This is a genomic window from Sulfidibacter corallicola, from assembly GCF_017498545.1.
In the GTDB taxonomy this organism is placed as follows: domain Bacteria; phylum Acidobacteriota; class Holophagae; order Acanthopleuribacterales; family Acanthopleuribacteraceae; genus Sulfidibacter; species Sulfidibacter corallicola.
This window is the reverse complement of the sequence record NZ_CP071793.1, coordinates 4,137,030-4,152,133: the sequence shown is the minus strand read 5'-3', so window position 1 is coordinate 4,152,133 and position 15,104 is coordinate 4,137,030. Positions and strand designations below refer to the sequence as shown.

General features: G+C 61.0%; 8 protein-coding genes. 3 read left to right on the top strand and 5 right to left on the bottom strand.

All coding sequences use genetic code 11. The features are described from left to right. Nucleotides 1–207: 207 nt before the first annotated feature. The 5 genes from J3U87_RS12340 to J3U87_RS12320 form a co-directional block, all read right to left on the bottom strand. Nucleotides 208–2,310, bottom strand: a complete 2,103-nt coding sequence (locus tag J3U87_RS12340) for a glutamine synthetase III family protein (RefSeq protein WP_237383343.1) — start codon at nucleotides 2,308–2,310, stop codon at nucleotides 208–210. 563 nt (nucleotides 2,311–2,873) lie between these two features. Continuing rightward, nucleotides 2,874–3,884, bottom strand: a complete 1,011-nt coding sequence (gene meaB / locus J3U87_RS12335) for a methylmalonyl Co-A mutase-associated GTPase MeaB (RefSeq protein WP_237383342.1) — start codon at nucleotides 3,882–3,884, stop codon at nucleotides 2,874–2,876. Nucleotides 3,885–3,945: 61 nt separating this feature from the next. Further along, nucleotides 3,946–6,084, bottom strand: coding sequence for a methylmalonyl-CoA mutase (gene scpA / locus J3U87_RS12330; RefSeq protein WP_237383341.1), 2,139 nt, complete (start codon nucleotides 6,082–6,084; stop codon nucleotides 3,946–3,948). Between the two features lie 319 nt (nucleotides 6,085–6,403). Next, nucleotides 6,404–7,840, bottom strand: coding sequence for an NAD-dependent malic enzyme (locus J3U87_RS12325; RefSeq protein WP_237383340.1), 1,437 nt, complete (start codon nucleotides 7,838–7,840; stop codon nucleotides 6,404–6,406). A 313-nt stretch (nucleotides 7,841–8,153) separates the two neighbouring features. Continuing rightward, nucleotides 8,154–11,198: a TonB-dependent receptor gene (locus J3U87_RS12320; RefSeq protein ID WP_237383339.1), complete on the bottom strand. Its 3,045-nt coding sequence runs from the start codon at nucleotides 11,196–11,198 to the stop codon at nucleotides 8,154–8,156. A gap of 343 nt (nucleotides 11,199–11,541) precedes the next feature. On the opposite strand from J3U87_RS12320, the gene J3U87_RS12315 reads away from it, so the two are divergent. From J3U87_RS12315 to J3U87_RS12305, 3 genes are all read left to right on the top strand, one after another. Beyond that, entirely contained in the window at nucleotides 11,542–12,441 is a 900-nt protein-coding gene (locus J3U87_RS12315) for a phytanoyl-CoA dioxygenase family protein (protein WP_237383338.1), read from the top strand. 578 nt (nucleotides 12,442–13,019) lie between these two features. Further along, nucleotides 13,020–14,636 (top strand): sigma 54-interacting transcriptional regulator, encoded by a 1,617-nt coding sequence (locus tag J3U87_RS12310; protein ID WP_237383337.1) that lies wholly within the window; start codon nucleotides 13,020–13,022, stop codon nucleotides 14,634–14,636. A 42-nt stretch (nucleotides 14,637–14,678) separates the two neighbouring features. Beyond that, a complete protein-coding gene (locus J3U87_RS12305) occupies nucleotides 14,679–15,101 on the top strand; it encodes a hypothetical protein (RefSeq protein WP_237383336.1) in 423 nt (140 codons plus the stop codon). Nucleotides 15,102–15,104 lie beyond the last annotated feature (3 nt).

The following is a 15,104-nucleotide window of genomic DNA, read 5'->3' as shown; positions in this document are numbered from 1 at the left end:
AGCAAATGATGAACGATGTCGGGGAGATGCCGATCCAGTTGATTTTACGTCCCATAGACGCTTGTCGCGGCCTGGCCGGCGATCGGGCTTCGCTGGGTGGACGGCGGCCGCTTCGGGGACCAGGCAAGAAAAAAGGCCCGGACGATCCATCCGGGCCTCTTCCGCCGAATCGCGGTTGCGACTCGGGCACATATATTAATGTGAAGCTTACATCTGGAACAGAAGCTCCTGGTAGGTAGGCAGTTCCCAAGCGCTCGCGTCGACCATCACTTCCAGTTGGTCGGCGTGTTCGCGGGCCTTGGCCATCTGCGGCAGGACTTTTTGGGCGAAGGAGAACGCTTCCTCTTCGGTCTCCAGCGTCTTGGTCTCGAGCCACAGCTTCTCCAGGGTGTTGCGCTCGGTCAGCAGAGAAGCGATGGTTCCCGACAGCCGCTCCAGGTTTTCGGTCTGAGGTTTGACGGCCAGGGCGGATTCACCCAGGGTCTCCTTCAGCGCCGAAATGGATGCGGCCACTTCGCCCTGGTAGGTGAAGGCAGGCGGCAGGATGTAGGTATCGATCATCCGCAGCATCAGGGCGGCTTCGATCTCGAGCTGCTTGGCGTAGTGTTCCATGCGCACGTTGTACACCGCGCTCAATTCGAGCGGTGTCAGGAAACCGGTCTTTTCCACGAATTTGGCGGCTTCTTCCGACTTCCAGGCCGAGTAGGCTTCCGGTGTGGTCTTGTCGTTGGACAGGCCGCGGCGCGCCGCCTCCTCTTCCCATTCCTGGCTGTAGTTGTTGCCTTCGAAGCGAATGCCCTTGCTCTCCGAGATGAACCCGCGCAGCAGTTCGAACACGGACTTTTCGTCCACCGAGCTGAGATTTTCCAGCTTGGCGTTCATTTCGTCCAGGCTCTCCGCTACCGCGGCGTTGAGCACCGCGATCGGGAACGAGATCGACTGGGCCGAACCGCAGGCGCGAAACTCGAACTTGTTGCCGGTGAAGGCGAAGGGCGAGGTGCGGTTGCGGTCGGTGCGGTCGACCATGATGTTCGGCAGTTCGGCGAGGCCCAGGTCGATGTTGGCCACGGTCTCTTCGGAGAACGATTCGGCGGATTCCAAGGTGTTCAGGATCTTGGTGATGTGCGAACCGAGGAAGACCGACATGATGGCCGGCGGCGCCTCGTTGGCACCCAAGCGGTGGTCGTTTCCGGCGCTGGCGATCGTGGCGCGCAACAGGTTGCCGCGCTTGTGGCTGGCCTTCACAACGGCCACCAGGAAGTAGAGGAACAGCAGGTTGTTCTGCGGTGAGTGGCCGGGCTCGAGCAGGTTGTTGCCGTCGCTGGCCTCCATGCTCCAGTTGAGGTGCTTGCCGGAACCGTTGACGCCGGCGAACGGTTTCTCGTGGATCAGCACGGCCAGATTGTGCTCACGGGCCACCTTGCGCATGATCTCCATCACGAGCTGGTTGTTGTCCGCGGCCAGGTTGGCGTTCAGGTAGATGGGTGCCATCTCGTACTGGTGCGGGGCCACCTCGTTGTGGCGGGTCTTGCAGGGCACACCCAGCTTGTAGAGGCGACCTTCCAGATCTTCCATGAAGGCCAGGACCCGGTTCTTGATGGCGCCGAAGTAGTGGTCTTCCATCTGTTGACCCTTGGCCGGCGGTGCACCGAGCAGGGTGCGGCCCGCCATGATCAGGTCGGGACGAAGCTCGAACCATTTTTCGTCGACCAGGAAGTACTCCTGCTCCCAACCCATGGTGGCGATCACGGTCAGTTTCTTGCCGGTCAGCAGCTCCAGCGCGGCGCTGGCCGATTCGTTCAGCTTCTTCATCGAGCGCAGCAACGGCGTCTTCTGGTCGAGCGCGTGGCCCGTGTAGGAGAAGAACACGCTGGGAATGCACAGGACCGGCACTTCCCCGTTGTGCATGATGAACGCCGGGCTGCTGGGATCCCATGCGGTGTAGCCGCGGGCCTCGAAGGTGGTGCGGGTACCGCCCGAGGGGAAACTGGACGCGTCCGGTTCACTCTGGATGAGCTGATTCCCCGAAAACCGATCGATGGGCTTGAGGTCGGAGTCGAAGGCCAGGAAGGAATCGTGCTTCTGGGCCGAGAGCCCGGTCATGGGCTGGAACCAGTGGGTGTAGTGGGTGACACCTTTGCTCATGGCCCATTCCATGATGGCTTGGGCGATGGTGTCGGCATGGGCGTTACCCAGGTCGGCGCCCTCTTCGATGGCCGCTTTGAGCGCGTGGAAGGTGGGTTTGGGGAGACGCTTCTTGATGCTTTGAAGGTCTAGGACGTAACTTCCAAAAATATCTGCACTGGTCATGTTCTGCTCCGAGATGGTTTTGCGGATGGCCCGTGACGATGGGACCAACGCGCATTGGTTTTGAAGCCGATCTTGGGAATCGGCTTTGGGGTTGCAAACTGGGGGGGAGTGGCGAGCCGGTAGCGACACCTCGCCGTGGGGAAAGCGCAATAAAAAAGCGGCCCGAGGGGGCCGCTGGTGACAAAAAGCCTGTGATGCAGGGCGGTGGGCGCTTCGCCGAAGAGAGTTTTGCCCCGGCTGAAAGGTGTCGACGCCAAACCGATGCCGCCTACGTCGGGGGTTGCTGGGTCGGCCCCCGTCAAAAAAAGTCGAACGGGCGAAAAAGTCGTGCACATGGACGTCGGCATGGTCGAAAGGTTGGTCATTCCGGGGAAAAGCGGGGTCCAGATCAGAATTGCGGAAGCGTGGGGTCGATGCCGCGCTGTGGCACCTGCCGCCGCGACATAACCCGTAATCATGCCACGATCGTTCGGTCTTGTACAGACCTGTCAAAAATGAATGAGAAACGAGGCGACGGCCCCATCGACGCCATCTCTATCGCGTGTGGCGGTTCTCGTCGCTTCTCAGCTCAGGAACAGGTCCACCAAATGTTCGGCGGCGTGGTGCGGTGAAAGGCGGCGCGCCCTCATCCGTGCCTGCAGATCCGCGAGGCGTTCCCGGATGCGTGGATCCTCGTGAAAACGATCCAGCAATTCCTCTTCGAGGGCCGTTTGGAACCAGCGCTGCATTTGTGCCGATCGCATGGATTCGAGTTGATTGCGCTCGCACAACAGGCGGCGATGGCGACTGACCATGTCCCACACCTTGTCGATACCGTGACCTTCCGTGGAACTGGCTCGCAGCACCGGCGCGCGCCAATCCTTGCGTTTGGCACGGACCAGGTTGACCGCGTTGCGGTAGTGGCGTTGGGCCTGGGTGGCCTGATCCTCGTTGCCGCTGTCGGCCTTGTGGACGACGAGGCCGTCCGCCATTTCGATGATTCCCTTCTTGATGCCCTGAATCTCGTCGCCGGCGTTGGGGAGCAGCAGGACCAGAAAGAAGTCCACCATCTCGCTGACGGCGATCTCCGATTGACCGACGCCCACCGTTTCGATCAGGATGACGTCGTAACCCGCCGCCTCGCACAGCAACATGCTTTCCCGAGTGCGCCGCGCCACGCCGCCGAGGGTTCCGGCCGAGGGGCTGGGCCTGATGAAGGCGTTGGTTTCGCGGGCGAGATATTCCATGCGGACCTTGTCGCCCAGAATGCTGCCGCCGCTGATGCGGCTCGAGGGATCGACGGCCAGCACCGCGACCTTCAAACCGGTTTTCACGAGAAACAAGCCCAGTGCCTCGATGAAGGTGCTCTTGCCGACCCCGGGCACGCCGGAAATGCCGACCCGAATCGCCTTGCCGGTGTGGGGCAGGATCCGGGAAACGAGCCCGTTGGCCTCGGCGCGCCGATCGGCTCGCGTGTTCTCGATCAGGGTGATGGCTTTTGCGAGCGCACGGCGTTTACCCGCCAGCACGCCCGCCTCCAGGGATGCGGTCGCCTCCGAGATGGGAGGCGGCTCGAAAGTGGTGGATTGCTTCATATGGGTCGCCTGGGTGGTGTGGCCGGTTCCCGAGGCGCGAAACCGACCGATGGCACCGTGATCAGTTGTGGGCCAGCAGAGCCCTGGTTTTCTGGATGACCTCGCGAGCGGCGTGGAGGATGTTGGTGCCGGGGCCGAAGATGGCGCCGACACCGGCTTCACGCAGGAATTCGTAGTCCTGTTGCGGAATCACGCCGCCGCAGACGACCAGAATGTCGCTGGCATCTTCGGCTTCGAGGGCCGCGATCAGCGATGGAACCAGCGTCTTGTGGCCGGCGGCCTGGCTGGAAATGCCGATGATGTGGCAATCGCTCTCGACCGCCTGGCGCGCCGCTTCTTCCGGGGTTTGGAAAAGCGGGCCGATGTCTACGTCGAAACCCAGGTCGGAAAAAGCCGTGGCGATGACCTTGGCGCCTCGATCGTGCCCGTCCTGGCCGAGTTTGACGACCAGGATCCGCGGCCGGCGCCCTTCTTCCGATTCGAAGGTCGCGATGTCTTCCTGAATCGCCTGCCATTCGGGGTCTTCCGCATAGGCTGCACCGTACACCCCGCTGATGGATTGGGCGTTGGCGCGGTAGCGGCCGAAGGACTTCTCCAGGGCGTCGCTGATCTCGCCGACGGTGGCGCGGGCGCGGGTGGCCGCCACCGCCAGGTCCAGAAGGTTGCCCTCACCGCTTTCCGCGGCCCGACAGAGCGCATCCAGACTGGCTTTGGTCTTTTCCTGATCGCGATTGGCTTTCACTTCGGCCAGTCGCGCGAGCTGCTCTTCGCGCACCCGGGTGTTGTCGATCTCGAGAATTTCCAGATCGTCTTGCTTCTCGATGCGGTACTTGTTGACGCCGACGATGACTTCCTCGCCCCGATCGATGCGGGCTTGGCGCTTGGCGGAGGCCGACTCGATGCGCCGCTGGGGAATGCCGGCTTCGATGGCCTTGGTCATGCCGCCGTGGGCCTCGATTTCGTCGATGATCTTTTGGGCTTCGTCGGTGAGGCCCTGGGTCAAGGATTCCATCGCGTAGCTGCCGGCCCAAGGATCGACGATCTTGGGGATGTGCGTTTCTTCCTGAATGATGAGCTGGGTGTTGCGCGCGATGCGGGCCGAGAAATCGGTGGGCAGCGCCACCGCCTCGTCGAGCGCGTTGGTGTGCAGCGACTGGGTCCCGCCGAACACCGCGGCCATCGCTTCGATCGTGGTGCGCACCACGTTGTTGTAGGGGTCCTGTTCGGTCAGGCTCCAGCCCGAGGTCTGGCAATGGGTGCGCAGCATCATGGAGCGCGGGTTCTTGGGCTCGAATTGTTTGATCATGTTGGCCCAGAGCCCGCGGGCGGCACGTAGCTTGGCGATCTCCATGTAGAAGTTCATGCCGATTCCGAAGAAAAACGAGAGGCGCGGGGCGAAGGCGTCGATGTCGAGCCCGGTGGCGAGGGCGGCCCGCACGTATTCCAGGCCGTCCGCCAGGGTCAGCGCGAGCTCCAGGGCGGCGTGGGCACCTGCCTCTTGGATGTGATAGCCGCTGATGGAAATGGAATTGAAGCGCGGCATGTGCTCGGAGGTATAGGCGATGATGTCGGAGACGATGCGCATCGAGGGCTCGGGCGGGAAGATGTAGGTGTTGCGCACCATGAACTCTTTGAGGATGTCGTTTTGGATGGTGCCCGAAAGTTGGTCTCGCGCCACGCCCTGCTCTTCCGCGGCGACGATGTACCCCGCCAGAATCGGGAGGACCGCACCGTTCATGGTCATGGAAACCGACATTTTGTCCAGCGGAATACCGTTGAACAGGATCTTCATGTCGGCCACGCTGTCGATGGCGACGCCGGCCTTGCCTACGTCGCCCACCACGCGGGGGTGATCGGAGTCGTAGCCGCGGTGGGTGGCCAGGTCGAAGGCTACCGAAAGACCCTTCTGGCCGGCGGCCAGGTTTCGTTTGTAAAAGGCGTTGGACTCCTCCGCGGTCGAAAAACCCGCGTATTGGCGGATGGTCCAGGGCCGACCCGCGTACATGGTGGCCCGTGGTCCGCGGATGAACGGGAACAGTCCCGGCACCGTGTCCCGGTAGGTGACCTTTTCCAAATCGGCCGCGGTATAGAGCGGTTTGACGTCGATGCCCTCGTCGGTCTCCCAATTCAGCGCGGACAGCGGACGACCGCGTAACTCTTTCTCGGCGAGCTTGCGCCAGGCATCCAAATCGTTGCCCATGGTTTTCCCCTCAGTTGAATCTTTGGCGTGTGTCGCCGGACGGTAGGGCGGGATCCGGCGCTCGTGCCGGAACCGCACGTTCCGTCATCTTAACTCGGATGTCGGCGGAGGTGCGAGCGAAGCCTGGGGCTCGGTTCCGAAGAGCCGCCCGGCCGGGGCTCCGGTTTTCGGATCGGCGCGCTTCTAAGCGTATCTTCCCCCAAAGCGAGTCGATGTGCCCCTTTGCCGGGCGCTCGAGAAGGGTTCGGTGCGTTCCGAGACAGGGCACGATTCGGGACGGGGAGCGCCCGGCGGGCACTCCCTGACTCCGCCGAAAAGACTAGTCCTCGTGAGGCGACTTGGTGCGGCGCGCCACGCCGGTCTTGATGGCTGCCTCAACCACCGCCTCGGCGACCTGCGGCACGACCTCGGTGTTGAACACGCTGGGCACGATGTAGTCCGGGGTCAGGACCTCGTCGTCGATCGACTCGGCGATCGCCATCGCCGCCGCCAGCTTCATTTCTTCGTTGATACAGGACGCCTGGCAGTCCAGTGCGCCGCGGAAAATGCCCGGGAAACACAAAACGTTGTTGATCTGGTTGGGGTAATCGCTGCGGCCCGTGGCCACGACCTTGGCGTGTTTCAGGGCGATCTCGGGCATGACCTCGGGAATGGGATTCGACATCGCGAAAACGATCGAATCGTGGGCCATGGCGGCCACATCGGCCTCGTCCAACAGGTTGGGCGCCGAGAGGCCCACGAAGACGTCCGCACCGCGCACGACCTCTTTCAGGGTACCGGCCTCCTGGTTGGGGTTCGTGATTTCGGCGTAGGCCCGCTTGGCCGAGTTCAGGTCGTCCCGGTCGCGGGTCAGGGCGCCCTTGCGGTCGCAGCCGATGATGTTCTTGACACCGAGGTTCAGCAGCATTTTGGTGCAGGCATCGCCCGCCGCGCCGACGCCCGCGAACACCACTTTCAGGTCGTCGTATTTTTTGTCGATCAGCTTCATGGCGTTGATGAAGGCCGCCGTCAGCACGACCGCGGTGCCGTGTTGATCGTCGTGAAAAATGGGAATGTCCAGCTCTTCCTGGAGACGGCGCTCGATTTCGAAGCAGCGTGGAGCCGAAATGTCTTCCAGGTTCACACCGCCGAAACCGGGCGAGATGTGCTTCACCGTTTGGACGATTTCGTCGGTATCCTTGGTGGACAGGCAGATCGGAAAGGCGTCGACACCGGCGAACTCCTTGAACAGCATGGCCTTGCCTTCCATGACCGGCATGGCCCCCTCGGGTCCGATGTCGCCCAGGCCGAGCACCGCGGTGCCGTCGCTGATGATGGCCACGGTGTTGCGCTTGATGGTCAGCTTGAAGGCGTCGCTGGGTCGCTTCGTGATGGCTTCGCAGATGCGCGCCACGCCCGGGGTGTAGGCCATCGAGAGCTGGTCGCGGGTTTTGAGCGGAGTCTTGCTGGTGACCTCGATCTTGCCGCCCAGGTGAAGGAGGAAGGTACGGTCGGAATAGTTGATGATTTCGACCCCGTCGATGCCGGCGATCCCGTCGAGTATCTGCTCGATGTGTTTCTCGCCGGAGGTATCGATGGTGAAATCACGCAAGAGGTAATCTTTGCCCGCTTTGGCGATGTCGATGGCGCCGATGTTTCCGCCCAAGTCACTGACCGTGGTGGTGATCTTGGCCAGGATCTGTGTTTCGTGCCCAAGCTTGAGGCGAATGGTGATGCTGTTGCTGGCGTTGGTGGGTTGCCCGGACTGTAAAGTCATTTCCCTTCCTTCATACAAAAAGCAATTACTGAAAAGGTCATATGCGGAGGTAACGCCTGGCCTGGATGATTCATGTGAGAAAAAGAGGTCCCATTCCCGAGGAATCGGGGCACGCGACGGGGCAACGTCAACCAGGCGCTGTCGAGGTTTAGCGATTTATACCACAAGCGCCGACGGGCGGGAAGCGGGCCCTTTTCCGCGGGGAACGACCCCTCGCGCCGAAATCGTCGCGAACCTCGTCGCACTTCACGGACCCCCGCGAGTATGGGTTGGGGCCCGCCCGAGGCAGGCCCTTTCGGTGGCCGGTGGGCCCTTACCAACGACCCTTCATGCCGAGCTGGATTTGACGGGGATTGCCGGCGCCGCTCTGCACGGTGCCGTCGAAGTTGAAAATCAGGCTGGTGGTTTCCGGGGTCAGCAGGTTCTTGCTGTTGAGCAGGTTGAACACCTCGAACACCGCCTCGAACTCGAAGCGTTCGGCCAGATCGAACTTCTTGGAAACCCGCAAATCCAGTGAACGAAACTGGTTGTCTTTGCGACCCAGGTTGCGGGCCGTGATGCTGCCGTCGTCGTTGATGCGGTCGCTGGGCTCGCCCACGTCTTCACCATCCGCGGTGATCGATTTGGGCTGGGCCGAGCGGTAGTTGAAGCGCAGGTTCACGTCGAACCGGTAGGGCGCCTGCCAAAGCAGCCAGGTGGCGACGCGGTGGCGTTGGTCGCGGTCCGAGTAACTCCATTCGGCGTCCAGGTCGGTGATCCTGGCGTAGCGGAAGGTGAAGGGATCGCGTTCGTTGTCGTCGTGGGATTTGTCCTTGGCGTAGGTGTAGTTCCCTTGAATGAGGAGGTTGTCGGTCATGAGTTTGTTGAAGCCCACCGTCCAGCTCTGGTAACGGGCTTCGCCGCCGGATTCCACCACCGTCAGGTTGCCGATCCCGTTTTCGCCGTCTTCGCCCAGGCCGGTCGACCACGGCGAACCCAGCAGGGCGTCGTTGAGGTTGAGGAACCGCGTCTGGTTGTCCCCCTCGATCAGCGTCCATTTGACGTAGGCCGAGGTGTCGGTGAAAATTTCCCGCTCGTAGGAGAGCGTGAATTGAGTCGAACGGGGATTGCGGAAGTTCTTGTCGAACACCGTGACATCGGGTCGAACCGGGTCGCCGATCTCTTCGGCCGGAATCAGGTTCGGATAGGCCGGCGGGGCGATGAAGTCGCTGCTGCGAAACACGGCCTGGCCGCGGCTGCCGTTGGTGGAGCGCGTGCCGGCCACCGCCAAACCCGGAATGCGGGCGTAGTAGATGCCGGCGCTGAAACGCAGCACTTCCTTACCCAGTCCGCTGGGATCCCAAGTGATGCCCAGGCGCGGTTGCCACATCTGGTCGTCCGAAGGAATGGTTCCGTCCGAAGGGAACTCCATGCCGTTGACGGTCCGGCCGATGAAGTCCGCGTAGAACACCTCGTCGACCGGGGTGATGGGATCCGGCTGGTATTGTGCCTCCCAGCGCAAACCGTACTGAATGGACAAATTTGGCAGCACGTCCCATTTGTCCTGAATGAAGATGGCGGGCTCGAACACTTCGATGTTCTGGGTACCGGCTTCGCGAACCGAAATGTCGCCGACACCGGCCTGCTGGAGGTAGAACAGGACGGGGCCCGTAATCGAGGCTCCCTGTGGACAGGTGCCGTCGAAGGAGCTGCTGCCGTCGGAACACTCCACGTAGTTCGAGTTGGCGGCGTAGTTCAGGAACCCTTCGGTGGAGCTGAAGATCCAGCGGCCGTTGGCGAATCCCAGGAACGTCTGGTCGGCACGGGTCAGGTTCAACTCGGCGCCGATCTTGATCAAGTGGTTTCCGGTGACGATCGAGAGGTTGTTGTTCAACTGGACACGGGTGTCGTGGTACTCGACCGGAATGAAAAACGGCATCCCGAAGCGGTAGCCGGAGCCGAAATCGAAGGCCGTATCCGGCAAGGGTCGGTCGGTGCCGGCGATGTTCGGGCCGTTGTACGGGCGGGGCCGATCTTCGCGAGAATACTGGAACCGGAACTCGTTGATCAGGTTCCCGCTGATGACCGAGTTGAGCTGGCCGCTGATACCCCGCGTGTCGGCGTCTTCCACGGCATTGGCGCTGCGTCCCCAGGAATCCACGTCGAAGGTGCCGTTTTCCTGTTGCGACGTGGTGTTGGACAGGCGCAGGGTCAAGAGGTGTGACTCGTTGATGTTCCAATCCAGTTTGAAGAGGAAGGCCTGGGCTTCGTCGGTACGCACGATGGGCCCGTTTTCGTCGGGGATCCCGATCGAAGCGAAATAGTCGACCACTCCCTGCTCGATGCGATCGGATTTCTGCTGCTTGGTGGATTCGCCGTCCTGAAAGTCGAAGGACACGAAATAGAACAGCTTGTCCTTGATGAAGGGGCCACCGGCGGTGAAACCGATCTGCCGTTGCTCGAAGGGGAATTTCTCCTGCTTGGAACCGTCCGGGTTCTCCGCTTCCGCGTTCAGGCTGTCATCTTTGAAAAAAGTGTGGACGCTACCCTTGAAGTCATTGGTCCCCGATTTGGTGATGACGTTGATGAAGCCGGAGGAGGAGCGCCCGAACTCGGCCGGTGCGCCGTCGCTGACCACCACAATTTCCTGAACCGCGTCCAGGTTGAAGGTGAAGGCCGGTCGTTGGCCGCCGCGCTGCTCGCCGAAAAAGGGGTTGTTGAAGTCGGCGCCGTCCACCGAGATGTTGTTGTTGATACCCTTTTGGCCGTTGATGGAGATTTCCTCACCGTCCGGGCCTTGGACGATGGTGGCGCCTGGCGTCATGAGCGAAAAATCCAAAAAGTTGCGGCCGTTGTTGGGCAGGCCCTGCACGGCTTCTTCGCTGATGGCGGTGGAACTCTCCACCCGCGCCGTTTCGACGACGGCCTCGTAATCCGATGCGGTGACCGTGATCGATTCCATGATTTCGTTTCTCTCGGCTTCGTCTTGGGTTTCGTTCAGCTTGGCGTACAAGTCCAATGCTTCTTGTTCCCTGATGGGCTTGAGCTCCAGAGTGACCGTCACCGTTTTACCTACCGTGACCTGCAGTCCCTCTTGTTGGGCGAAATAAAAACCTTCTTTGCTGGCGAGGACGCGATAGGGTCCGAGCGGCATCAACAGGCCGCGAAAGCGTCCGCTTGAATCCGTGGTGACAGTTTTAGTGTAGTTGGTGTCCACGTTGACCATGTCGACGGTGACGTCGGGAATGCCGTTGCCTTCGGCGTCGACCGTGCGCCCGTCGATAATGCCTGTCGTGGCTTGGGATTGGGCTGTGAGGTGCGGGGCGGCTCCCAGTAACAGGAGAACCGCGAGGCCCCAGCGGGACATCCCTGATTTCATGCTTCACTTCCTTATAATAACCGGGTGGGTTTCCCTACCTGGCACTCGCGCAAGACGGTGGGAACCCGCGACCGAATGGGCGCCCGAGAACGGTCCTCCAGACGCAAATCGGTCATATCAGACCCGTTAGATCAGGTTCTTGGGTGTTGGAAAAGGTCTAGGAAAAATAACACGTTCTTGATCTCATCGGTAACCGCGTAGATTGGTTGAGTTCCTGGAATTACAGCCTTTTTGGTCGAAAATCACTTTGTGCCATGATTTGAAGTGAAAGATGACATCGACCTGTCACCCGAATGACACCGATCCTCCGGAACGGACCGCGAGGACCCGCAGGAGTGGGACCATGATGCAATCGCCGCCAGGCCCAAACGAAATCTGGACGCTTGCGCAAATCGGGCGATGGCCCGGGCTCTTTCGCCTCCGGTTTCGGGAGTTGGGCTTTGTTTTGGCGCCCGGGCTGACGCCGAGCCTGCTGCCGCGTTTGCGCGAGGCATCGCGGTCGGCGGCCGAGGCGGCGCGTGCAGACCATCCGGGTAAGGGCGGTGGGCGTTACATCGTGGCGCTCGAGGCGGGGCCCTTCGCCGACTACCTTGCCGACGATCCCGTTCAGATCGTGGTGTCGACCCTGTTCGGCGATGTGGTTCGCTGGAATTACCTGCACGGCCTGCTGGGCGATTTTCGAAGAGATGTGGACATGGTCTGGCATCGCGACGGCATGGACCGATATGCGGATGCTCGGGGAGAAATGGCCTTGTTGGCGCGGCGGCAGCAACTGGTGCAGTGGAATTGCCCACTGTATCCCGACGACGATTGCTTTTGTTTCGTGCCGGGTACCCATCGCCGCCTGTTGACCGCCGATGAATTGGCTTGTCTTCGCGAAGCGCCCAGCGGGCCGCTGGATGGGGAGATTCGCTTCCGCCTCGAGGTCGGTACCGCGCTCTATTACAATCCCACCCTCCTGCATTTGGGGCGTTACCGGCAGGGGCTGTTGCGCGAAACGCTGCACGGCGGTTGCGAGTCCGTCTGGTCCCGATGGCGCCCCTGGTCGGTGGGTTACGGCAAGGAATATCTCCTGGCGCAGGGATACCTGGAGACCCTGCCACCGCGTCTGCGGCCCTGGCTGGAACAGACGCGGCGTTTCGTGCGCGAGGTGAAGCGAGGCCTGGTCCCCCGCGGCGATGAATTGGGCAGCCTGGCCTACAGTGCCATGATCCGCGGGGAAGCGGGGTCCGAGTCGAGTTGAGTTCGGTGCTTCTCGGGGTGGCTTTTTCACCATCGCGATCGGCTGGGGAAGGTGCGGTCAGAGCCCGGGTTGAACCGACGCCCGCACTGGCCGAACCCCGGCTTCGAAATTGACACATTTCGGAATCGCTTGCCGCCTACCCTATCAAAAAGAGTTCTTTTTGGTCGGAAACCTCGGGCTCGGGCCTGCGTGTCGAGAATGACGTGTCGAGAATGGTGTCGACGTCGAAATCGACGTGTCGAAACGGGGTTCGGCCCGCGTCATTTTGTCCGCCGCATTCGAGGCGGTCTTTTAAATTGCTGTAAATATTCGAGTTGAATTTATTTTGTGATCCAGCTCAAAAGTGGCACAAGCCGTGGAATAGGCTCAGGTAACCGGCGAGGGAAACTTCAAGTGAACGTCGCCGACTTCCTGACCGCGACGGAATCGCACCTTTTCCAAGAGATAAGGGAAAGAGGGGTAGTGAAGGGGTGTTCCTTCCGTCGCGGTTAGGGTTCTTCAAAGCTTTACTTGTAAGTAAAATCACTGAACTCAAAGGTGATATAATGCCTCACCCTCGGTTTTGGAAGAGTGTAGGCATGGCATCCGGCAAGGACAAAATCGCCGATCAGTCAACGCATTCGCGTTGGGACGTGAGTTCGGGACCGAGCACCCTGTCTCGCACGACCTTGATGCTTACCCTCGTTCTTCATCCGCGTCTTTCGCGGGTGGGAGAGCGGGCTCTCGTGACCGTGCCGGGTGATTCCTGCGTTTTGCGACTTTCGCGCATGGAACCCGACTTTTGCACGCCGCATCAAAATTTGGGTCGTCCCCTGGGCCTGCCCTGTATCAGTCGAAAACCCCTTCGCCTGATTTGGAGCTGTAACGAGAATTTGCGGTTTGAACGGGGCGATTGCACGACCCGCGTTCGGATCGATGGAATCCCACTGGAGCAAACCCTGGAGATCGAGGCGCGCCGCCTGAAAGAGGGCGTGGTTCTCATCTTGGCCGACCATGTCGTCATGCTTTTGCACGAGTGTGAAAGTCCGCTGCTGGAGCGCGATCGCGGTGATCTGGGGCTCGTCGGCTACGCCGACGCCATGGTGCGCATCCGCGAAGAGATCCGCCAAGTCGCCGATCTGGATGTCCCGGTCTTGATTCGAGGAGAAACCGGCGTGGGTAAAGAATTGGTGGCCCAAGCCCTGCACCGCTACGGTGCACGTCGCAACCGACCCTTCATCTCGGTCAACCTCGGCGCCCTGCCCGAATCGCTGGCCGCCGCCGAGCTGTTTGGCGCGAAACGGGGCAGCTTCACGGGGGCCACCGCGGACCGACCCGGTTATTTTCGGGCCGCCCACCAGGGCGTGCTCTTTCTGGACGAGGTGGGCGAGGCGCCTGCCGAAGTCCAGGGTATGCTGCTTCGCGTTCTGGAAACCAAGGAAATCGTACCGGTCGGCAGCCATACGCCGACGCGCCTGGACGTCCGGGTACTTGCCGCCACGGATGCCGAGCTGGAAGCGCGCATCAAGGAAGACCGCTTCAAGGAACCCTTGCTGCACCGCCTGGCCGGATACGAAATCGTGATTCCCCCTCTGCGCGGCCGTCGCGAGGATATCGGTCGTCTCTTCGTCCACTTCGCCCGCAGGAATTTCGATGAGTTCGGTTGGGGACCCCTGCCGGAGTTTTCCGATCCTCTCGCTCTACCCTGGTTGCCGGTCGAGATCGCCGCCGCGCTGGTGCGCTTCTCGTGGCCCGGCAATGTCCGCCAACTCCGCAACCTGGTTCGCCAACTCATCATCGGCAACCGAGGACAGACCCGCTTGCGCATGACGCCCCAGGTAGACCGAATTCTGGGCATGGTGCAGGCGGCCCAATCCACCCCGGTGTCCACGGACTCCGTGGCACCCAGCAATGAACCGCCAAGCCGAGTGGAACGCCGGCGGCCCAGCGAAGTCGGTGAAGATGAATTGATCGATGCCATGCGGCGTGCCGAATGGGAGCCCAAGGAAGCGGCACGCATCCTGGGCATTTCGCGGGCCTCCATCTACGACTTGGTCAAAAAGTGCGATCGGCTCCAAACCACGATGGACCTCAGTCCGGATCAGATCGAAGATTGTTTCCGGCGCCATCACGGTGTGGTGGAAACCATGGCTCGGGAGCTGGAAGTATCGCGACTGGCGCTACGGCGTCGCATGAAGTCGATGGGCCTCAATTGAAAACTTTTGCTCAATGCTTTTTAGTCGAAAGGGAGGAACACTATGTTGGAGAACAAGCAAACGATGGATAGCGAAAGCGCGGGATCTTTGGCTGCCACCCAGGAAACGGTCAACGCCAGCGTTTCCTACAACGGTGTGGACCTGTTGTGGTATTTCAACGCCGCCCCGCCGCTTTTCGAAGGAACCAGCACGGAAATCATCAACGGTTTGAAAGCCGGCTTCAAAGTCAATTTCAATAATTTGACCAACCGTCAGGTTACTTTGAATCTTCCCGGTGGCGTCTTTTCCGTTTCGCCGACCAGCGAGACCATCAAAGCCAACTCGACCTCCAAAACGTTGACCGTGATGAGCAGCGCAACCCCGGGTAATTACGAATTCGAAATCGTCGACCCCGGTCCCACCTCAACGGAAAGTAACTTCCACACCCGCGGCCAGATCGTCGTGGTTCCCGGACCCACGAACTGATTG

Bases quoted from the DNA above. Each gene is read 5' to 3' on its own strand.
- J3U87_RS12310 (WP_237383337.1), top strand. From the start codon at position 13,020: ATGGCATCCGGCAAGGACAAAATCGCCGATCAGTCAACGCATTCGCGT.
- J3U87_RS12315 (WP_237383338.1), top strand. From the start codon at position 11,542: ATGATGCAATCGCCGCCAGGCCCAAACGAAATCTGGACGCTTGCGCAA.
- scpA (WP_237383341.1), bottom strand. From the start codon at position 6,084: ATGGGCAACGATTTGGATGCCTGGCGCAAGCTCGCCGAGAAAGAGTTA.
- J3U87_RS12305 (WP_237383336.1), top strand. From the start codon at position 14,679: ATGTTGGAGAACAAGCAAACGATGGATAGCGAAAGCGCGGGATCTTTG.
- J3U87_RS12325 (WP_237383340.1), bottom strand. From the start codon at position 7,840: ATGACTTTACAGTCCGGGCAACCCACCAACGCCAGCAACAGCATCACC.
- J3U87_RS12340 (WP_237383343.1), bottom strand. From the start codon at position 2,310: ATGACCAGTGCAGATATTTTTGGAAGTTACGTCCTAGACCTTCAAAGC.
- J3U87_RS12320 (WP_237383339.1), bottom strand. From the start codon at position 11,198: ATGAAATCAGGGATGTCCCGCTGGGGCCTCGCGGTTCTCCTGTTACTG.
- meaB (WP_237383342.1), bottom strand. From the start codon at position 3,884: ATGAAGCAATCCACCACTTTCGAGCCGCCTCCCATCTCGGAGGCGACC.